This window comes from Ramlibacter lithotrophicus, assembly GCF_012184415.1.
GTDB lineage: Bacteria > Pseudomonadota > Gammaproteobacteria > Burkholderiales > Burkholderiaceae_C > Ramlibacter > Ramlibacter lithotrophicus.
Window position 1 is genome coordinate 788,701 of the sequence record NZ_VTOX01000001.1, and the last position, 20,166, is coordinate 808,866.

Genomic DNA, 20,166 nt, shown 5'->3' on the forward strand with positions numbered 1-20,166 from the left:
GGAGGCTGGATTGTCCCCGTTCCAGCGCGCGGCCTCCGCGTTTCTGTCACAATTTTCGGCAACACCGCCGCGCGGTGCCGCCAACAGCAGACCAAAGGAACACACATGGCCAGCGACCTGATCAAGCACGTTACCGACGCGAGCTTCGAAGCCGACGTCATCAAATCCGGCAAGCCGGTGCTGGTGGACTACTGGGCCGAATGGTGCGGCCCGTGCAAGATGATCGCGCCGATCCTGGACGAAGTCTCGGCCGCGTACCAGGACAAGCTGCAGATCGCCAAGATGAACGTCGACGAGAACCAGCAGGTCCCGGCGAAGTACGGCATCCGCGGCATCCCGACGCTGATGCTGTTCAAGGACGGACAGCTCGCCGCGACCAAGGTCGGCGCCATGAGCAAGGCGCAGCTCACGGCCTTCATCGACCAGCAACTGGGCTGATGCCGTCGGCCCGCGCCGCCGGGCCACAGCGCGGCTTTTTCCTGTCATAATCCCTTCGTTCGCTGATCCGCCGGCTCCCGGCGGCACAGTCCGAAATTCCCGGTGCGGGGCACTCGTCCCGCAGCAAACCTCCCCCAGTCCGACCACAAGAGCTCCGCAAGGGGTCTACCTCCGCAGGGTTTCAGCCATGCATCTCAACGAACTCAAGGCACTCCACGTGTCGGAAGTCCTCAGGCAAGCCGAGGAGCTTGAAATCGAGAACACCGGCCGGATGCGCAAGCAGGAGCTGATGTTCGCGATCATCAAGAAGCGCGCCCGCGCCGGCGAGCAGGTCTTCGCGGACGGCGTGCTGGAGATCCTGCCCGACGGCTTCGGCTTCCTGCGCAGCCCCGACACGAGCTACACGGCCAGCACCGACGACATCTACATCTCGCCCAGCCAGGTGCGCCGCTTCAACCTGCACACCGGCGACATGATCGAAGGCGAAGTGCGCACGCCCAAGGACGGCGAGCGCTACTTCGCGCTGACGAAGCTGGACAAGGTGAACGGGGGGCCGCCGGAGCAGAACAAGCACAAGGTGATGTTCGAGAACCTCACCCCGCTGTTCCCGAAGGAGCAGATGAAGCTCGAACGCGACGGCTTCAAGGGCGAGGAGAACATCACCGGCCGCATCATCGACATCATCGCGCCGATCGGCAAGGGCCAGCGCGCGCTGCTGGTCGCCCCGCCCAAGAGCGGCAAGACCGTGATGATGCAGCACATGGCCCACGCCATCGCTGCCAACTACCCCGACAGCTACATGATGGTGCTGCTGGTGGACGAGCGGCCCGAGGAAGTGACCGAGATGCAGCGCTCGGTCAAGGGCGAGGTGATCGCCTCCACCTTCGATGAGCCCGCGGCCCGCCACGTGCACGTGGCCGAGATGGTGATCGAGCGCGCCAAGCGCCTCGTGGAGCTGAAGAAGGACGTGGTGATCCTGCTGGATTCGATCACCCGCCTGGCCCGCGCCTACAACAACGTCGTTCCCTCTTCCGGCAAGGTGCTCACGGGCGGCGTCGACGCCAACGCCCTGCAGCGTCCCAAGCGCTTCCTGGGCGCCGCGCGCAACGTCGAGGAAGGCGGTTCGCTGACCATCATCGCCACGGCGCTGATCGACACCGGCAGCCGGATGGACGAAGTGATCTTCGAGGAATTCAAGGGCACCGGCAACAGTGAAATCCACCTGGACCGGCGCCTGTACGAGAAGCGCGTGTTCCCGTCGATCCAGCTCAATCGGTCCGGCACGCGCCGCGAGGAACTGCTGCTGGCCCCCGAGATCCTGCAGAAGACCCGCATCCTGCGCCAGTTCATGTACAACATGGACGAGATCGAGGCGATGGAGATGGTCCTGAAGTCGATGAAGGCCACGAAGACCAACGTGGAGTTCTTCGACATGATGCGCCGGGGCGGTTGACTGGGAGCTGCCGCCGGCTTCCGGATATAATTGAGGGCTCTCCGGAAAGTACGCCAGATGTCCTGGCGCGGCTGCCGCACCTGAAGGAACACCATGAAAGAAGGCATCCACCCCAACTACCGCGAAGTGCTCTTCGTGGACCTGTCCAACGGCTTCAAGTTCGTCACGCGTTCCTGCGTGCAGACGCGCGAAACCGGCAAGACCGACGACGGCCGGGAACTGCCGCTCTACAAGCTCGACACCTCGAGCGAATCGCACCCGTTCTACACGGGCACCCAGAAGTCCGTCACGGACATGGGCGGCCGGGTGGACAAGTTCCTGAAGAAGTTCGGCAACAAGGCCGCGGCCAAGTAAGCCTGCCGATCCCGGGACTCCAGACGCGCCTTTCGGGGCGCGTTTTGTTTTTTCGGCGCCATCCCCGCCGGCTTTCGCTCGCGCGCAGTGCCGGGCCCGGCCGCCTGTGCCAAACTCCCGCCCTCCAGGACAAGGGAGACGGGCACGATGCGCATCGCGATCATGGGTTCCGGCGGGCTGGGCGGCTTCTTCGGCGCCAGGCTGGTCCGGGGGGGCGCGGCCGACGTCCACTTCATCGCGCGCGGGCAGCACCTCGAGGCGATGCGCCGGAACGGCCTGCGCATCGAGGGACCCGAGCCGCTGCACGTCACCGGGCTCAACGTCACTGCCGATCCGCGCGAGATCGACGGCGCCGACGTCGTGATGCTGTGCGTCAAGCTGTGGGACACCGAAGCGGCGATCGACCAGATCCGGCCGCTGGTCGGTCCGCAGACCACCGTGATCTCGTTCCAGAACGGCGTCCTGAAGGACCAGTACCTGCGATCCGCGTTTCCGGCGCAGCAGTTGATGGGTGGCGTCGGCTATGTCGCGACGACCATCGCCGCCCCGGGCGTGATCGCCCAGACCGGCCCCATGCAACGGCTGCTGTTCGGCGAGTTCGACGGCTCGCGCTCTGCGCGCGGCGAGGCCCTGCTGGCCGCATGCCTTGCCGGCGGGATCAAGGCCGAACTGTCCACCGCGATCCTGCGCGAGATCTGGCAGAAGTACGTATTCCTGGTCGGCCTGTCCGGCACGACCACCACCATCCGCAAACCCATCGGGCCGATCCGCTCCGATCCGCAGACCCGCGCCTTCCTGCTCGACGTGATGCGCGAAGTGGTGGCCGTCGGACGCGCCCATGGCGTGGCCCTGCCCGAGGACTATGCGCAGGTACGGCTGCAGCTGGCGGACGACGTCTCGCCCGACATGACCTCGTCGATGCATCACGACCTGCAGCGCGGCAACCGGCTCGAGGTGCGCTGGCTCGCAGGCGGCGTGGTGGAACTCGGCGCGGCCAAGGGCGTTCCGACGCCGCTCAACCGGGCGATCGCCGACATCCTGGCCCTGCACGCGGAGGGAGGCACGCCATGATGCAGCGCTCGTCCGCCGTCGACGGCGGCTGGCCGATCCCTGATCGTCCGGCGACGGGCCTCGGGGGGGATTCCGCGGCGGTGGAGAAGTACCGCATCCGGTGAACCCGCGCGCCCACGCCTCGACCGGTCGCGCCGCGGCTTTGTGACAAACTCATCCGCTTGAACCAGCCGATCCCTGCCATCGTTGCCCAGGACGCCGTGCGCCGGCTGCCACGCGCCGCCCTCCTGCTCTTCTGCGTCGCCTATGTGGTGCCGGGCTTCATCGGGCGCGACCCGTGGAAGAACGCCGACATTGCCGCGTTCGGCCACATGCTCGAGCTCGCCCGCGGTGGCGCGTCCTGGCTGGCGCCGACGCTCGCCGGCCAGGCGCCCGAGTTCGACGCGCTGCTGCCGTACTGGCTGGGCGCCTGGGCCATTCGATTCGCACCCGCCTGGATCGCGCCCGACTTCGCCGTCCGGCTGCCGTTTGCCTTGCTGCTGGCCCTCGCCCTCGCCGCCACCTGGTACGGCGTGTACTGGCTCGCGCGCAGTCCGCAAGCGCAGCCGGTGCCATTCGCCTTCGGCGGCGAGGCGAGTCCGCCGGACTACGCCCGGGCGCTCGCCGACGGCGGGCTGCTGGCCCTGATCGCATCGCTGGGGCTTGCGCAGCTGTCGCACGAAACCACACCCGCGCTGGCCCAACTGGCGTTCACCGCCCTGTCATTCCTCGGCATGGCTGCACTGCCCTGGCGGCGATGGGTAGCGGCGGTGTGCCTGTTCGTCGGCCTCGCCGGCCTGGCCCTCAGCGGCGCCGCCGGCATGGCCGTCCTGTTCGCGGCGGGCGGGCTGGGTCTGGTGGCGCTGGAGCGCGACCGCGATCGCGATCGGGGCGTGGGACGCCTGCCGCAGGCGGTGCTGCTCGCTGCCGCCCTGGCGCTGGCGGCCGCGCTCGCCACCGGGCTGGACCTGTGGCGGTGGCGGATCGGCGCAGGACGCGACTGGCAGTCGCTCGCGCGGCTGCTGGTGTGGTTCACGTGGCCGGCCTGGCCGCTCGCGCTGTGGACGCTGTGGCGCTGGCGGCGCCAGTTGGCGAGCCGGCACGTCGCCCTGCCGCTGTGGTTTGCCGCGGTCGCGCTGGCTGCCACGCTGCTGACGCCGTCCTCCGACCGCTCGCTGCTGCTCGCGCTGCCGGCACTGGCCGCCCTGGGAGCCTTCGCGCTCCCGACCTTCAGCCGCAGCGCCAGCGCGCTGATCGACTGGTTCACGCTGCTCTTCTTCAGCGGGTGTGCGCTCGTGATCTGGGTGGTGTGGGTCGCCATGCAGACCGGTGTTCCGGCCAAGCCGGCCGCCAACGTGGCCAAGCTCGCTCCGGGGTTCGAGCCGAGCTTCGGCCTGCCGGCTTTCGCGGCGGCGCTCGCGGCGACCATCGCCTGGGCCTGGCTGGTGCGCTGGCGCACGCGGCGGCATCGCCTGGTGATCTGGAAGAGCGTGGTGCTGCCAGCCGGTGGCGCGGCGCTGTGCTGGCTGCTGCTGATGACGCTGTGGCTGCCGGTGCTCGATTACGCGCGCAGTTACCGCACGGTGGTTGCGGGGGTCATGCGGCACGTCGACCGGCCCGGCTGCGTTGCCGCGTTCGGCCTCAGCCGGGCGCAGGTCGCTGCGATGCGCTTCCACGGCGACCTGGAGGTCCGGCTCGCCAGTCCCGACGCCGCCTGTCCCTGGCTGCTCGTCGCGCTGCAGGCCGCGGCGGCCGCGCCGGTGGCGCTCGACATGCGCGGCTGGGAGTTGGCCGCCAGGGTGCGGCGGCCGGTGGATGCGGCCGAAGATCTGCTGCTGTACCGGAAGGCAGCCGGCCGGTGAGCGAACTCGGGACGATCGCCCGGCACGCGGGAACGCTGCTGGTGGGCCAGCTCGCGGTGATGGCGTTCGGGGTCGCCGATACCCTGGTTGCCGGACGCTACTCCGAGGAAGCCCTGGCCGCGCTGTCGGTCGGTTCGGCCGTGTACATCAGCGTGTTCGTCGCGATGATGGGCATGTTGCAGGCGTTGCTGCCGACCTGGGCGGAGCTGCACGGCGGCAGCCGGCACGCTGAGGTGGGGCGGTCGGTGCGGCAGGCCCTCTACCTCGCCGGCATGGGCATGGTGGCCGGCGGTACGGCGTTGCTGTTCCCTGGGCCGATCCTGCGGTGGACACAGGTGCCGCAGGCGCTGCAGCAGGACGTCGGCAACTACCTGGCCGTGCTCACGCTGGCCCTGCCGCCGGCCCTGCTGTTTCGCATGTTCAGTACGCTCAACCAGAGCCTGGGCAAGCCGCTGCTGGTCACGTGGCTGCAGGCGCTGTCGCTGGTCGTCAAGGTGCCGCTGACGATCTGGTTCGTCTTCGGCGGGCTCGGCCTGCCGGCGATGGGCGCCGTGGGCTGCGCCTGGGCGACGGTCGCCGTCAACTACCTCCTGCTGGCCAGCGCCATCTGGCTGCTGCGCATCAGTCCGATGTACCACCCGTACGCGATCTGGCGCCGGATCGAGCGGCCCGACTGGGCGGCGATCGGCCACTTCGCCCGGCTCGGCGTCCCCGGCGGCCTGGCGGTGCTGGTGGAGGTCACGTCGTTCACGCTGATGGCGCTGTTCATCGCCCGCCAGGGCGTGCTGGCCACGGCCGCCCACCAGGTGGCGGCGAACCTCGCCGCGGTCCTGTACATGACGCCCTTGTCGATCGCGATCGCCACCAGCGCTCGCGTGAGCTACTGGCTCGGCGCCGGGAACCCGAAACGCGCGCGCCTGGCGATCCGCACCGGCTTCAAGCTGGGCCTGGCCCTGGCGCTCGGCTCCAGCGCGGTCGTCGCGCTCGGCCGCTGGCAGATCGCCGGCCTCTACTCGGCCAACCCGGAAGTGGTGGCACTGGCGGCCGGGCTGCTCGCGTGGCTGGCCGCCTACCACCTCGGCGATGCCACCCAGGCACTGTGCGTGTTCGTGCTGCGCTGCTATCGGGTGGCCGTGGCGCCCCTGGTGGCCTATTGCGTGCTGCTGTGGGGCGTGGGCCTTGCGGGCGGCTATGTCCTCGCCTACCGTGGCGCCGGGCCGGTGGCGGCGCAACACGCCCCGTCGTCGTTCTGGGCCGCCAGTTCGCTGGCGCTGGCCCTCCTCGCCACGGTGCTGCCGCTGATCCTCTGGCGGGCGGTGCGCGGCTGGCGGCCTGCGCGCTGAAAGCGCGGCGGCAAACGGCGGCCCGTTTGCTATGCTGAAACGACGATGCAGGACGGCGTTCTCCTGGCGGCCGTGGACCTCGGCTCGAACAGCTTCCGCCTCGAAATCGGGCGGCACGAGCATGCGCAGCTCCACCGCACCGACTATCTCAAGGAAACCGTGCGGCAGGGCGGCGGCCTGGACGAGGCGCGCAACCTCACGCCGGAGGCGATGCAGCTCGCGGCCGCCGGGCGGCCGCCGGGGATGATCACGCGCGACGGGCCTTGCATGGCTGCGCCAGCGCCTGTGCGCCGCGCGCGATGCGCAGCGGGCGCGGCGGGAGGGGCCTCGAGAACGCCGACGTCCTGGGCTTTGGCCAGCCCGAGTTGCACCGGCTCGGGCTGCTGGTGCTGGGGCACCGGAGCAAGCTGCGCGCGCTCGAGCCGGAGCCGGCCGATGCCGCGCTCGCGCGCCAGCTGCTGTGCCTGCGGCTGGCCTTGATCCTGTGCCACGCGCGGCGCAACGCCGACCTGCGCGGCGTGCGCCTGCGCCGCTGCGACCGCGGTTTCGCGCTCGCGCTGCAGGCCGGGTGGCTGCGCAGCTACCCGCAGTCGGCCCACCTGCTGCGCGAGGAAGCGGCGGCCTGGCAGAAGACAGCCTCGCCGCTGGCGCTCGTGTGACGCTCGCGCGGGCGCCGGAGAGTTTGACGCGAGTCAAACATGGGCTCGGGAAGCGCGGCGCCTAATCGGAGCGGTCGGGTTGCCGCGAGGGGAAGGCCATGTTCGAATCCGCCGAGATCGGCCATCGCATCGACAGGAAGGACTACAAGCAGCGCGAGCCGGAACTGCGCGCGGCGCTGCTCGACGCGCAATACGCGCTGCTGGCGCAGGCGAAGCGGCCGCTGGTGATCCTCGTCAACGGCGTGGACGGCGCCGGCAAGGGCGAAACCGTCAACCTGTTCAACGAGTGGATGGACCCGCGCCACATCCGCACCGAAGCCTTCGGCCCCTGGAGCGAGGACGAGCGGCAGCGGCCCGAGATGTTCCGCTTCTGGCAGGTGCTGCCGGCGAAGGGCCGCATCGGCATCCTGTTCGGCTCCTGGTACACGGATCCGATCCTCGCCCACGTCATGGGCCAGGAGAAGAAGGCCCGCTTCGGCCAGCGGCTCGAGGAGATCCGCCAGTTCGAGCGGATGCTGGTGGCCGAAGGCACAGTGCTGGTGAAGTTCTGGTTCCACCTGTCCAAGCCGGCCGCGCGCGACCGCTTCAGGATGCTGGAGCGCGATCCGAAGAACGCCTGGCGCGTGACGAAGGACGACTGGGAGCGCTTCAAGCACTACGACGAGTTCATCACCGTGTGCGAGCACGCGCTGCGCAAGACCAGCACCGGCGAGGCGCCGTGGCTCGTGGTCGAAGGTGCCGATCCCGCCTATCGCTCGCTCACCGCGGGCCAGCACCTCCTGCATGCCCTGCAGGCAGCCGTCGGCGAGGCACCGAAGGCGGACGCGGCGGCGGTGGCCGTTCCGCCGGCGGCAATCGACGGCAAGACACTGCTGGCGTCCTTCGACTACACGCGGGCCCTGCCGCGCAAGAAGTACGAGAACGAGCTCGAGTCGCTGCAGGCCCGGCTCGCCAACCTGAGCCGCGATCCGCGGCTGGCGCGGCATTCCCTGGTGGTCGTGTTCGAGGGCATGGACGCCGGCGGCAAGGGCAGCACCATCCGCCGGGTGACGCAGGCGCTGGACGCGCGCCATTACCGGGTCGTGCCGGTCGCCGCACCGACCGACGAGGAACGGGCGCAGCCATACCTGTGGCGCTTCTGGCGCCACGTGCCGCGACTGGGCCACACCGCCATCTTCGACCGGTCCTGGTACGGCCGGGTGCTGGTCGAGCGGGTCGAGAAGTTCTGCAGCGAGGCCGACTGGATGCGCGGCTACGATGAGATCAATTCGTTCGAGGAGCAGCTGGCGCGGGCCGGCGCCATCGTCGTGAAGTTCTGGATGGCGATCACGCCCGACGAGCAGCTGCGCCGGTTCGAGGAGCGCAAGGCCACGCCGCACAAGCACTTCAAGATCACCGACGAGGACTGGCGCAACCGCAAGAAATGGCCGCTCTACGAACGGGCGGTCGGCGACATGGTGGACCGCACGTCGAGCGACGTGGCGCCCTGGCACATCGTCGGCTCCGACGACAAGCTGTTCTCGCGCATCGAGGTGCTGCGCCACCTGTGCGAGCGGATCGAGGTGACGATCGGCAACGGAGCGCACCAGGGCCGCAAGTGAACCCGTCGCAGCTTGCCGGCGGCCGTCACCAGGAACTGTTCTGGATGCTGCTGGCTGCGGCGGCGGCAACGCTCGCCTTCCGCCTGGCGCGGCCCGCCGAACACCGGTCCCTGCGCGTAGCCTGGGTGCTGCTGGCCCTGGCCTTCGGCGCGCACGCGCTGGTGGCATTGGCGCCGGACGCGGCGCTCGGGCAGGCCGCTCGAGGTGCCGCGCTGATGCTGGGTGGACTGGCGGCGATCCAGGTGGCCGGCATGCTGGTCTTCCGCGGCCTGCTGCCGGCGGTGCACCTCGCCCTGCCCCGCATCGCCCAGGACCTCACCGTGACCGGGCTGTCCGTCGCCTGGTGCCTGCTGTGGCTGCGCCTGTCCGGCGTCGATCCCTCGCAGCTGTTCACCACCTCCGCGATCATCACGGCGGTCGTCGCATTCTCGATGCAGGACACGCTGGGCAACGTGCTGGGTGGCGTAGCGCTCCAGCTGGACAGCTCGCTGCGCGTGGGCGACTGGGTGCGGCTGGACGACATGAGCGGCCGCGTCGTCGACGTGCGCTGGCGCTACACGGCCATCGAGACGCGCAGCCGGGAACTGGTCATCGTCCCCAACAGCTGGCTGATGAAGAACCGCTTCGCGGTGATCCGCGCGAACGGCAACGTCCCGCTGGCATGGCGGCGCGCCATCCACTTCAACATCGACCCCCAGGCCGAGCCCGGGATGGTCACCGCGGCCCTGGAACACGCCGTGCTGGACGCGGACATCCCGCACGTCCTGATGAACCCCCGGCCGTCCGCGATTCTCGCGGAAGTGGGATCCGGCTATTGCCGCTACACGCTGCGCTACTGGCTGGGCGATCCTCAGTTCGACGATCCCACCGACTCCGCGGTGCGCATCCACGCGCTGGCGGCGCTGGAGCGCGCCGGCGTTGCCCAGGGGCTGCCGACCGAGGAGCGCCTGACGATCAAGGACAACGAGAACTGGCGTGCCGCGGCAGCGAGGCGCGAGTTCGACCGGCGGGTCGCCGCCATCCGCGGCACCGAGCTGTTCGCCCGCCTGCCGGCCGCCGAGCAGGAGGCGCTCGCCTCGCACCTGGTGCACGCGCCCTTCGCCGCCGGCGACCTGATGACGCGCCAGGGCGCGGTGGCGCACTGGCTGTACCTGATCATCCGCGGCGAGGCGAAGGTGCAGGTCGACGGCCCAGGCGGCACGGTGCAGGTCACGACGCTGCGCGACGGCGACGTCTTCGGCGAGATGGGCATGCTCACCGGCGAGCCCCGCCGTGCCACGGTGGTGGCGCTGACGCCGGTCGACTGCTACCGCCTCGACAAGGACGGCTTCGGCCAGGTGCTCCAGCAGCGTCCTGAAATCGCCCGCGAAGTGTCCGCCATCGCGGAGGCGCGCAACGCCTCGACCGCGCAGCGCCTCACGCAGGCCGGCGCGCCGCCGCCACCGCACGGCGACCTGCTGGCGCGGATCCTCCGCTTCTTTTCGATCGCGGGCTGAGGGCCGCGCTTCAGTCCGCGGCGCGGCCGCTCCAGAAGCGCGGCGCCTGCGCAACGCCCGCGAGCGCTTCGCTGCAACGGGCGACCGCCTGCGCGCGCCGGGCGGCCAGCCAGCCGACGGCGAACCAGGCGCGCGGGTCCGCCGGCAGTTGCGCCTCGAACAGCGACTGCGCCACCAGCAGGTCCTGCCGCTCACCCAGGGCGTCCTGCGCCGGTCGCAGGGCGCCAAGGTACCGCGCCACGGCCGCGGCCGGGAACAGCGTGCAGCAGAACTCCACGCCATAGCGCAGGCGCTTGAGGCGCTTGCGGACGCGGTGCTGGCCAGCCTCGTCCAGGTCGGCATACCGCACCGCGTCGCTCGCCACCTGCCGGTGCAGCCGTTGCAGCGTCGCGCGCACCGACCGGCGCAGTTCGCGCGGCCCGCCGGGCGTGTCCGCGGCCGCTGCCTCGCCATGGATGTAGGCCAGCAGTTCGAGCCAGAACCCGTTCGCCTCGCGCTCGCGCAGCAGCGCGCCGGGATCCTCGGCGGCGCCCGGCGCCGCCGGCAGGTCGCGAAACGGCGCCCCGGCGGCCACCAGCGCCGGCAGCAGGTGCTCCTGCAATGCGTCACGATCGCGGGTGCCGCCGAGACGCCGGAACAAGGCACTGGCCTGTGCCTGCCAGGCCGCCGACGCGGCCGGGGCCGCCTGGCCCGCCAGGACAGCGAAGTCGCGCAGCGCACAGCGCAGCCGCCGCAGCCCGATGCGGCACTGATGCAGGTGCTCGGGCGTGCCGGAACCTGCCGCCAGTTCGCTGGCGTTGGCCAGCACCTGCTCGAGGCAGTTGCCGAGCATTGCGCGCAGTGCCTGCTCGCCGCTCATGGCCGGGTGCAGGAATGGCCGCGTGGCCTTGACGGCGGCCACGGCGTCCAGGGAGCGCGCCAGCCGGTCGCCGCGCTCGGCCTTGCTGCGCGTGTCCAGCCACAGGTGATGCCGCGTCACCCACCTTGCGGCCTGTGCGGCCAGCGCCGACGGCGCGCCGCGCAGCAACTCGAACTCCACTTCCAGCACCGGTGCAACGCGGCCCGCGCCCTGCACTTCGCCTTCGTCGAATGCGATCTCGACCAGCGCACCGCCGGCGGTCCGCACTTCGCGCCGGGTCCGGCGGATGTCGGTGGCGAAGACCGCTGCCAGGTCCGCCGCGGCGCCGCGTTGCAGCACTTCGCGCAAGGCGGACGCTACAGGCGTTCCGTCGTGGCGCGCCAGGTCCAGCGCCGGCGGTCCGTCGCCCGCCGGAACGGGCACCTCGTGCTCGGCGCGCCGCATCACCCCGTCGCCACGCCCCTTGACGGTCTGCACCCAGTGGCCGCGTTCCTGGCGCAGGCGCAGCGCCAGGCCCGCCGCCGCCAGGCGCCGGTCCGGCGTGTCGAAGTACTGCGCCCGCAGCCGCTGCGCTTGCGACGACGCCGTGTTCACGGCGCGCCTCACGCCCGCGGCCCGCTCGGGCGGAACCTGGAACTTCAGCTCGATCTCCTGCATGGGCGTGCCCGATCCTGGCGGCGGCATCAGCGCCGGCTGACGCGGCTGGGACGCGACCGCAGTTTGACGCTGCCGGATCGGCCTCTACACTGGAGCAGCAACCCTCCACGGAGCCTGACATGCCCGCAGCGAAGAAGCCCGCTCCCGCCACCTCCCCACGCACGGCGCCAGTGCGCCGGGGCCGAGCCCCCAAGACGGCGGCGGCCCCCGTCATGCCGGTGCGACCCCCCGAGCCGGCTGGCGACAAGCCGCGCAAGGCCAAGGTGATGCGCGACAGCTTCCGCATTCCGGCGTCCGAATATGCCGTGTTGCAGGCGCTGAAGGAGCGGGCGGCACAGGCGGGCCGTCCGGCCAGGAAGAGCGAGGTGCTGCGCGCGGGCGTCAAGGCGCTTGCGGCCATGGGGGACAGCGCGTTCGTGACGGCGCTCGCGGCCATCCCGGCGGCCAGGGCCGCCCGGGCCGCGAAGCGCTGAGCGCCGGCGACGCTGCGTCGAAGCCACGGGCCGGATCACGGCTTCAGACCGTGTCCGGCGACTGCACGGCCATCACGACCGTGTGCAATTGCCCGTCGCGCTCGCGCGTGCGCAGCCACCAGACCGACCCCTTGCGCACGGAGCACTCGCTGCCCTTGACCTGCAGCAGGCGGGCCACGCATTCCCCGAGGGTCGGCTGGTGGCCGACCGCCAGCACGGCCTGCCGTGCACGCGGCCAGCGCACCAGCGCCAGCACCTGTTGCGGGCTGGTGCCGGGAGCGAGCTCCGCCGCGAACTCGAATGGGCGTCCCAGCGGCCGGACCGTCTGCTCGCAGCGGCGCGCCGGACTGCACAGGATGCGGGTGCCGGTGGGCAGGTGCCGGCCCAGCCACTCCGCCATCCGCCGCGCATGCTGCTCGCCTTCCGGCGTCAGGCAGCGGGCGAGGTCGTCGCCGCCGAGGCCGGGATCCTCGGCCTGCGCATGCCGCCACAGGAACAGGTCCATGGTCATGTGAAAGCTCCCTGTGATCGACGCGGCCGCAGCGGTTTGCAGCCGGCCCCCCGTCGAGGATAGATCGCGCGCCCAGCGCCGTCCTGCCTTTCGCGGGCAGTTTGCTTGGCGTCAACCTTTCAATTATCATTGAAACGTCATGAACGAACCGGCCGACGAACCCCTCGCCCTGCGCGCGCTGGCCGCTCTGGCCCAGGCACAGCGCCTGCGCGCCTTTCGCTCGCTCGTGGCCGCCGGGCCGGGCGGCCTCACGCCCGGCCTGCTCGCAACGCGACTGGGGCTCGCGCCCAGCGCTCTGTCGTTCCATCTCAAGGAACTCGCCGGCTCCGGCCTCGTCACCTGCGAGCCGCGCGGGCGGCACCTGGTCTATCGCGCCGACTACGGGCGCATGAACCAGCTGCTCGCGTACCTGATGCAGCACTGCTGCCAGTCACCTGCCTGCGAGCCGGACCACCCCGGTTCGTGCCGCACCTGCTGAAGGAGACCGCATGATGAACATGGCCGAGACGCTGAACCTGGGATGCCTGTGCAGCACGCTGCAGCGCGACCTGCTGCAGGCGCGGATGGATGCTCGCCTGCGCTCGCAGGCGCAGCAACTGGCCGCGACCCACCCGCACCTGTTCTCCGCGACGCCGGTGTTCATCAGCGCCGAGGACGAGGTCCGCATGCAGGCCGCCGTCGCGGTGCTGCACCGGACGGCGGCACTGCCCGGGTACCGCGATGCCGCGCTTGCGCGCGCGCCCGACATCGCCCGGCACGAGTTCGGCCCGCTGGGCGTCTTCATGGGATACGACTTCCACCTCACGGCGGCCGGACCGCGCCTCATCGAGATCAACACCAATGCCGGCGGCGCGCTGATCCACGCCACGGCCGCCAGCGCGCATCGCGCCTGCTGCTCGCCCGCCGATGCCCGCTTCGGCGTCGATCCCGGCCTGCGCGAATTCGACCGGGCCGTGGTCGGCATGTTCCTCGCGGAATGGTCGGCGCAACGGGGCACGCGGCCGCTGCGCACGATCGCCATCGTCGACGATGCGCCGCAGGACCAGTACCTCGCCCCCGAATTCACCCTCGCGCGCCAGCTCTTCGTCAGCCACGGCATCGCCGCCGTCGTCGCCGATCCGCGCGAACTGGCCTGGCGCGACGGCGCCTTGTGGCATCCCGCCTTGCCGCCGGACACGCCGGTGGACCTGGTCTACAACCGGCTGACCGACTTCGATCTGTCCCAGCCCGGCCACGAGGCGCTGCGGGCCGCCTACGAAGCCGGCGCGGCGGTGGTGACGCCCCATCCGCGCGCCCACGCCTTGCACGCCGACAAGCGCAACCTGGTGGCGCTGAGCGACGATGAGTCGCTCACCGCCTGGGGCTGCCCGACGCAGGATCGCGAGGTGCTGCACGCCGTCGTCCCCCACACGCAGCTGGTGACACCCGCCAATGCCGAGCGCCTGTGGAGCGAGCGACGGCACCTCTTCTTCAAGCCGACGGCCGGTTACGGATCGCGCGGCGCGTACCGCGGCGACAAGTTGACCCGGCGTGTCTGGAACGAGATCGCCGCCGGCGGCTTCGTCGCCCAGGCACTGGTCCCGCCCAGCGAGCGAATCGTCGACGTCGAAGGACAGGCGAAGCGCCTGAAGCTGGACGTGCGCGCCTATGCCTATGCGGGCCAGGTGCAACTGCTCGCCGCGCGAACGTACGCGGGACAGACGACCAACTTCCGCACCGCCGGCGGCGGCTTCTCGCCCGTCGTCGTCCTGCCGGCCGGCCGCTGGGCCGCCGCAGACTGCAGCGCCAGCCCTGCCTGCGCGGCGGCCGATGCCGTGGACGCCAGGGCCACGACGCCCTAGGGCGAACCTACACCGGCTCGAGGGGCGCGTGCGGCTGCGCCGGAACTTCCACGCGAATGCCTTCCCCCGGCTTCACCTCGCCCCCGGCGATCACGATGGCCATCACGCCGGCTTTGCGCACCAGCCGGCCCTGCGCGTCGCGTGCCAGCGTGGCCGCCATCAGCCCTGGCTGGAAGCGATCGAGCAGCACGCACGGATTGCGCAGACCGGTCACCTCCACGATCGCGGAGGGCCCGAGGTGCAGCCGCGCCCCGGCCGGCAGCGCCAGCAGGTCGATGCCGCGGGTAGTGACGTTCTCGCCCAGGTCGCCGGGCCACACCGGATGATCCGCTGCCATCAGCTCGTCGAAGAGCTCCGCGTGCAACAGGTGCACCTGACGCAGGTTGGGCTGGGTCGGGTCGCGTGCCGCCCGCGACCGATGGCGCACCGTGGCACCGGCATGGGCATCGCCTTCGACGCCGAGGCCTGGCACCAGGCGGATCGCGTCCTCGGCGAACTTGCTGAAGCTGTGGCTGGCGCTGCGGTGGACGGCGACGACGTGCGGGTCCGCCACCCTCAGCCGGCCTTCACCGCTTCGGCCAGCCGTTCGGCGGTCGTGCGCGCCACCGCCTCGTCGCGCGCCTCGACCATTACCCGCAGCAGCGGCTCGGTGCCGCTGGCGCGGATCAGCACGCGGCCATGGCCGTCCAGTTCCCGCTGCGCGCGCTCGGTCTCCGCCGCCAGCGAACGGTTCTTCTTCCAGTCCTGCCCGGCCTCCAGCCGCACGTTGATCAGCGTCTGCGGGAACAGCTGCACGCCTTCGAGCAGCTGCGACAGGCTGCGACGGCTGCGCACGACCGCCATCAGCACCTGCAACGCGCTGATCAGCCCGTCGCCCGTCGTGTGCTTGTCCAGGGCCAGCAGATGGCCCGACCCTTCGCCGCCCAGCAACCAGCCGCGCTGCTCCAGTTCCTCCAGCACGTAGCGGTCACCGACCTTGGCGCGCACGAAGTCGACGCCGCGCTCGCGCAGCGCCAGCTCCACCGCCATGTTCGTCATCAGCGTGCCGACGACGCCAGGCACCTGCTCGCCGCGAGCGAGCCGGTCGCAGGTCATCAGGTACAGCAATTCGTCGCCGTTGTAGAGGCGGCCGGCGGCGTCGACCAGCTGCAGGCGGTCGGCATCGCCGTCCAGCGCGACGCCGAAATCCGCCTTGTTCGCCTTCACCGCCGCAATCAGGGCCTGCGGATGGGTGGCTCCGACCTCGTCGTTGATGTTCAGTCCGTCCGGAGAGCAGCCGATGCAGACCACCTCGGCGCCGAGTTCGTGGAACACCTTCGGTGCGATGTGGTAGGCGGCGCCGTGCGCCCCGTCGACGACGATCGTCAGCCCCTTGAGGGTGAGCGGGCTCGCGAACGTGCTCTTGCAGAACTCGATGTAGCGGCCGGCGGCGTCGTCCAGCCGCCGCGCCTTGCCGAGGCCGGCCGAGCCGGCCCAGGACGGCGGCTCCTCGAGCGCCGCCTCCACCGCCAGCTCCCACTCGTCCGGCAGCTTCGTGCCCTGGCCGCTGAAGAACTTGATGCCGTTGTCGGGGAACGGGTTGTGGCTGGCGCTGATCACGACGCCCAGGCTTGCGCGCTGGGCGCGCGTGAGGTAAGCCACGCCGGGGGTGGGCAATGGGCCGAGCAGCACGACGTCGGCGCCCGCCGAGTTGAAACCCGACTCGAGCGCGCTCTCCAGCATGTAGCCGGAAATGCGCGTGTCCTTGCCGATCAGCACCGTGGGCCGCTGCTCGGTCCGTTTGAGCACGCGCCCCACTGCATGCGCGAGCCGCAGCACGAAGTCGGGGGTGATCGGGGGCTGGCCCACCGTGCCTCGAATGCCGTCGGTGCCGAAATACTTCCTGCTGGTCAATTCGCGTCCCTGCCTTTGGTCGATTCGTTCGATTTCACCGCGGACCACACTCGCAGCGCAGCAGCGGTTTCCCTCACATCATGCACGCGCACGACGTGCGCGCCGCGTTCGACGGCCAGCAGCGCCGCGGCGACGCTGGGTACCATGCGCTCGCCCACGGGCAGGCCGCTGACCGTGCCCAGCGACGACTTGCGCGACCACCCGACCAGCAGCGCATGGCCGTCTCGCAGCAGTTCGTCCTGCCGCGCCAGCAACGCGAAGTTCTGGTCCACGGTCTTGCCGAACCCGATCCCCGGATCCCACGCGATGCGGTCCGCGGTGACGCCCAGGGCGAGCAGCGCCTGCGTCTCGCGCCGGAGAAAGGCGGCCACCTGGGGCACTGAATCGCCCGCCATCGGCTCGCGCTGCATGGATGCCGGCTCGCCGTGCATGTGCATCAGGCAGACGCCGCACTGCGGGTGCGCCGCGACGGCCTGCGCCGCACCCGGCTGCCGCAGCGCCCAGATGTCGTTGACGATGTCGGCGCCGAGGTCCAGCGCGGCGCGCATGACCTCGGGCTTGTACGTGTCCACCGAGACCGGCACGCCGAGCCGCACCGCCTCGCGCACGACGGGCAGCACGCGAGCGAGTTCCTCGTCCAGCGGCACGGCCTCGGTGCCGGGCCGGGTCGACTCGCCGCCGATGTCCAGGATGTCCGCGCCGTCGCGCAGCAGGCGTTCGCAATGCGCCAGCGCCGCGGCGCTGGTGGCGTGCCGGCCGCCGTCGGAAAACGAGTCCGGCGTGACGTTGACGATGCCCATCACGTGCGGGCGCGAGAGGTCGATCCGGTACCGCGTGGTCTGCCAATGCATGAGCCCGATTGTCCGCGATCGGCCCATGCAAAAGGGGCCCGAAGGCCCCTCTCGTGCATGGTCCGAACGGATCAGGCGGTCGTCGGCGACGGGTCGGTCGCGACCGGCGCGCCGCCGGAGCCGTTGCCGGAAGACGGCGTACGCGGGGTCCAGTCCTTGGGCGGACGCGGATCCTTGCCGGCCATGATGTCGTCGATCTGCTCGGCGTCGATGGTTTCCCACTCGAGCAGCGCCTTCGCCATCGCATCCATCTTGTCCTTGTTGTCCTCGATCAGCCGCCGCGCAAGGTTGTACTGCTCGTCGATGATGCGGCGCACTTCCTCGTCGACCTTCTGCATCGTCTGCTCGCTCATGTTGGTGGTCTTGGTCACCGAGCGGCCCAGGAACACCTCGCCTTCGTTCTCGGCGTAGACCATCGGACCCAGCGCATCGGTCATGCCGTAGCGCATCACCATGTCGCGCGCCAGCTGCGTCGCGCGCTCGAAGTCGTTCGAGGCGCCGGTGGTCATCTGGTTCATGAACACCTCTTCCGCGATCCGGCCGCCGAACAGCATGCTGATCTGGTTGAGCATGTATTCCCGGTCGTAGCTGTAGCGGTCCTTTTCCGGCAGGCTCATCGTCACGCCGAGGGCCCGGCCGCGCGGAATGATGGTGACCTTGTGCACGGGGTCGCACTTGGGCAGCAGCTTGCCGATCAGGGCGTGGCCGGCCTCGTGGTAGGCGGTGTTGCGGCGCTCTTCCTCGGGCATCACCATCGACTTGCGCTCCGGCCCCATGATGATCTTGTCCTTGGCCTTCTCGAAGTCCTGCATCTCCACCACGCGCGCGTTGCGGCGGGCGGCCATCAGGGCGGCCTCGTTGCACAGGTTGGCTAGGTCGGCGCCGGACATGCCCGGCGTGCCGCGCGCGATGACGGCCGGATTCACGTCCTGGCCGATCGGGATCTTGCGCATGTGCACGTTCAGGATCTGCTCGCGGCCGCGGATGTCGGGCAGCGTCACGTAGACCTGGCGGTCGAAGCGGCCGGGGCGCAGCAGGGCGGCGTCCAGGATGTCCGGCCGGTTCGTCGCGGCTACCACGATCACGCCGAGGTTGGTCTCGAAGCCGTCCATCTCGACCAGCATCTGGTTCAAGGTCTGCTCGCGCTCGTCGTTGCCGCCGCCCAGGCCGGCGCCACGCTGGCGGCCCACCGCGTCGATTTCATCGATGAAGATGATGCAGGGGGCGTTCTTCTTGGCGTTCTCGAACATGTCGCGGACGCGGGCCGCGCCGACGCCGACGAACATCTCGACGAAGTCGGAGCCGGAGATCGAGAAGAAGGGCACCTTGGCTTCGCCGGCGATGCCCTTGGCCAGCAAGGTCTTGCCGGTGCCGGGCGGGCCGACCAGCAACAGGCCGCGCGGGATGCGGCCGCCCAGCTTCTGGAATTTCTGCGGGTCCTTCAGGAAGTCGACGACCTCCTTGACCTCTTCCTTGGCCTCGTCGCAGCCGGCGACGTCGGCAAAGGTGATCTGGTTGTTGTTCTCGTCGAGCATGCGCGCCTTGCTCTTGCCGAAGCTGAAGGCGCCGCCCTTGCCGCCGCCCTGCATCTGGCGCATGAAGTAGATCCAGACCCCGATGAGCAACAGCATCGGCCCCCAGCTGACCAGCAAGGTCATCAGGAGCGAGCCTTCCTCGCGCGGCTTGACGTCGAACTTGACTTCGTTGCTGATGAGGTCGCCGACCAGTCCGCGGTCCAGGTAGGTCGCGGTGGTGCGGATCTTCCGGTCATCAGTGGTGATCGCGATGATCTCGGTGCCACCCTGCCCCTCCTGGATCACGGCGTTCTTGATGCGCTTGCTGCGCACCTCTTCCAGGAAGTCCGAGTAGCCCATCACGCTGGCACCGGCCGCGCCGCGCGTGTCGAACTGCTTGAACACCGTAAACAGCACGAGCGCGATGACCAGCCATACCGCGATCTTGGAAAACCACTGATTGTTCAACTGCTTCTCCGGGGAATAGTCCAAGCCTAGTTGACGTCCATTCTAGGCGTTTCAAGACGTGGAATGATGTATTTTGGCTACCGTTGCCATAGGCCGGCGGCGCGAAGGGTTGTCAGCGGGGGGCCGCCCCGGTCTTCAGCCCGATGCCGACGAGAAAGGTCTCCGAGGATTTGTCCCGCGACGCCTTGGGTTTCAGAGGCTTGACGACGCGGAAAGTTTCCTTGAAGTGCTTCACCAGCTGGCTGTAGCCGCTCCCATGGAACAGCTTCACGACCAGCGCGCCTTCGGGCTTCATGTGGCGGACGGCGAAGTCGACGGCCAGTTCGACCAGGTGCGCGATCCGGGCGGCGTCGGCCGATTCGATGCCCGAGAGATTCGGCGCCATGTCGGAGACCACCAGGTCGGCCTTCTGGCCGGCCATCGCCTCCTCCAGCCGCACGACGACCTCCGGTTCGCGGAAATCGCCCTGCAGGAACAGCACGCCCTCGATCGGCTCCATGGGCAGGATGTCCAGCCCGATGATGCGGCCCTGCAGCGCCCCCGGCGCGGCGCCGCCCGGCGCGAGCTTGCGGCGCAGGTACTGGCTCCACGCGCCCGGCGCCGAGCCCAGGTCGACGACCGTGAAGCCGGGCTTGACCAGCCCCAGCGTCTCGTCGATTTCCTTGAGCTTGTAGGCGGCACGCGCCCGGTAGCCCTCTTTCTGCGCGAGCTTGACCCACGGGTCGTTGACGTGGTCGTTCAACCACGCCTTGTTGACCTTCTTGCTTTTCGTCCTGGTTTTCATGAATTCATCCGCGCTGGCCCGTGACGCCCGCTCGCGCCCGGGGCGGGACGCCGCGCGGC

The 20,166-nt window shown here is 70.2% G+C and carries 19 protein-coding genes and 1 pseudogene; 13 read left to right on the top strand and 7 right to left on the bottom strand.

All coding sequences use genetic code 11. From position 1 onward, the window contains the following. Window positions 1-105: 105 nt before the first annotated feature. The 10 genes and pseudogenes from trxA to RAMLITH_RS03745 all read left to right on the top strand — a co-directional run bounded on the left by trxA (window position 106) and on the right by RAMLITH_RS03745 (window position 10,256). Window positions 106-438: a thioredoxin TrxA gene (trxA, locus tag RAMLITH_RS03700; RefSeq protein WP_168105953.1), complete on the top strand. Its 333-nt coding sequence runs from the start codon at window positions 106-108 to the stop codon at window positions 436-438. Between the two features lie 187 nt (window positions 439-625). Further along, window positions 626-1,891, top strand: a complete 1,266-nt coding sequence (rho, locus tag RAMLITH_RS03705; protein ID WP_168105954.1) for a transcription termination factor Rho — start codon at window positions 626-628, stop codon at window positions 1,889-1,891. A gap of 93 nt (window positions 1,892-1,984) precedes the next feature. Further along, window positions 1,985-2,245 carry a type B 50S ribosomal protein L31 gene (locus tag RAMLITH_RS03710; RefSeq protein ID WP_168105955.1) on the top strand — a complete coding sequence of 87 codons (261 nt, stop codon included), beginning with the start codon at window positions 1,985-1,987 and terminating at the stop codon, window positions 2,243-2,245. Between the two features lie 147 nt (window positions 2,246-2,392). Beyond that, on the top strand, window positions 2,393-3,316 hold the full coding sequence (locus tag RAMLITH_RS03715; RefSeq protein ID WP_168105956.1) for a ketopantoate reductase family protein: 924 nt from the start codon (window positions 2,393-2,395) through the stop codon (window positions 3,314-3,316). A gap of 161 nt (window positions 3,317-3,477) precedes the next feature. Next, complete coding sequence (locus tag RAMLITH_RS03720) at window positions 3,478-5,157, top strand: hypothetical protein (RefSeq protein ID WP_168105957.1); 1,680 nt, start codon at window positions 3,478-3,480, stop codon at window positions 5,155-5,157. Next, window positions 5,154-6,500, top strand: a complete 1,347-nt coding sequence (locus RAMLITH_RS03725; protein WP_168105958.1) for an MATE family efflux transporter — start codon at window positions 5,154-5,156, stop codon at window positions 6,498-6,500. Before RAMLITH_RS03720 ends, RAMLITH_RS03725 begins: the two co-directional genes overlap by 4 nt. 45 nt (window positions 6,501-6,545) lie before the next feature. Further along, window positions 6,546-6,716: pseudogene (locus tag RAMLITH_RS25655) on the top strand (exopolyphosphatase); the annotation flags it as partial. Between the two features lie 83 nt (window positions 6,717-6,799). Then, on the top strand, window positions 6,800-7,159 hold the full coding sequence (locus tag RAMLITH_RS03735; RefSeq protein WP_168105304.1) for a hypothetical protein: 360 nt from the start codon (window positions 6,800-6,802) through the stop codon (window positions 7,157-7,159). Window positions 7,160-7,257: 98 nt separating this feature from the next. Next, window positions 7,258-8,760, top strand: a complete 1,503-nt coding sequence (pap, locus tag RAMLITH_RS03740) for a polyphosphate:AMP phosphotransferase (RefSeq protein WP_168105959.1) — start codon at window positions 7,258-7,260, stop codon at window positions 8,758-8,760. Then, window positions 8,757-10,256 (top strand): cyclic nucleotide-binding domain-containing protein, encoded by a 1,500-nt coding sequence (locus RAMLITH_RS03745; protein WP_168105960.1) that lies wholly within the window; start codon window positions 8,757-8,759, stop codon window positions 10,254-10,256. The genes pap and RAMLITH_RS03745 overlap by 4 nt, the downstream gene beginning before the upstream one ends. 10 nt (window positions 10,257-10,266) lie before the next feature. On the opposite strand, the gene RAMLITH_RS03750 is transcribed toward RAMLITH_RS03745, so the two are convergent. Next, the gene (locus RAMLITH_RS03750; RefSeq protein WP_168105961.1) at window positions 10,267-11,772 is read right to left on the bottom strand and encodes a CYTH and CHAD domain-containing protein; all 1,506 of its coding nucleotides are present in this window, start codon (window positions 11,770-11,772) and stop codon (window positions 10,267-10,269) included. A 119-nt stretch (window positions 11,773-11,891) separates the two neighbouring features. Here RAMLITH_RS03750 and RAMLITH_RS03755 point away from each other — a divergent pair, with 119 nt between their 5' ends. Further along, window positions 11,892-12,245 (top strand): hypothetical protein, encoded by a 354-nt coding sequence (locus RAMLITH_RS03755; RefSeq protein ID WP_168105962.1) that lies wholly within the window; start codon window positions 11,892-11,894, stop codon window positions 12,243-12,245. 43 nt (window positions 12,246-12,288) lie between these two features. On the opposite strand, the gene RAMLITH_RS03760 is transcribed toward RAMLITH_RS03755, so the two are convergent. Continuing rightward, on the bottom strand, window positions 12,289-12,750 hold the full coding sequence (locus tag RAMLITH_RS03760; RefSeq protein ID WP_168106447.1) for a SixA phosphatase family protein: 462 nt from the start codon (window positions 12,748-12,750) through the stop codon (window positions 12,289-12,291). A gap of 145 nt (window positions 12,751-12,895) precedes the next feature. Between RAMLITH_RS03760 and RAMLITH_RS03765 the strand changes: the two genes are divergently transcribed. Together RAMLITH_RS03765 and RAMLITH_RS03770 are read left to right on the top strand one after the other, a co-directional pair. Further along, window positions 12,896-13,234, top strand: coding sequence for an ArsR/SmtB family transcription factor (locus RAMLITH_RS03765; protein ID WP_168105963.1), 339 nt, complete (start codon window positions 12,896-12,898; stop codon window positions 13,232-13,234). A 10-nt stretch (window positions 13,235-13,244) separates the two neighbouring features. Then, window positions 13,245-14,597 (top strand): hypothetical protein, encoded by a 1,353-nt coding sequence (locus RAMLITH_RS03770; protein ID WP_202883230.1) that lies wholly within the window; start codon window positions 13,245-13,247, stop codon window positions 14,595-14,597. Between the two features lie 7 nt (window positions 14,598-14,604). Here RAMLITH_RS03770 and RAMLITH_RS03775 read toward each other — a convergent pair whose 3' ends face one another. The 5 genes from RAMLITH_RS03775 to RAMLITH_RS03795 all read right to left on the bottom strand — a co-directional run bounded on the left by RAMLITH_RS03775 (window position 14,605) and on the right by RAMLITH_RS03795 (window position 20,107). Further along, a complete protein-coding gene (locus tag RAMLITH_RS03775; protein WP_181017742.1) occupies window positions 14,605-15,150 on the bottom strand; it encodes an MOSC domain-containing protein in 546 nt (181 codons plus the stop codon). 2 nt (window positions 15,151-15,152) lie between these two features. After that, window positions 15,153-16,490 (bottom strand): phosphoglucosamine mutase, encoded by a 1,338-nt coding sequence (gene glmM, locus RAMLITH_RS03780; protein ID WP_168105964.1) that lies wholly within the window; start codon window positions 16,488-16,490, stop codon window positions 15,153-15,155. Further along, on the bottom strand, window positions 16,487-17,341 hold the full coding sequence (gene folP / locus RAMLITH_RS03785; RefSeq protein WP_168105965.1) for a dihydropteroate synthase: 855 nt from the start codon (window positions 17,339-17,341) through the stop codon (window positions 16,487-16,489). The genes glmM and folP overlap by 4 nt, the downstream gene beginning before the upstream one ends. Before the next feature lie 71 nt (window positions 17,342-17,412). Then, entirely contained in the window at window positions 17,413-19,323 is a 1,911-nt protein-coding gene (gene ftsH / locus RAMLITH_RS03790; RefSeq protein ID WP_168105966.1) for an ATP-dependent zinc metalloprotease FtsH, read from the bottom strand. Between the two features lie 112 nt (window positions 19,324-19,435). Next, the gene (locus RAMLITH_RS03795; protein WP_168105967.1) at window positions 19,436-20,107 is read right to left on the bottom strand and encodes an RlmE family RNA methyltransferase; all 672 of its coding nucleotides are present in this window, start codon (window positions 20,105-20,107) and stop codon (window positions 19,436-19,438) included. Window positions 20,108-20,166: the final 59 nt, after the last annotated feature.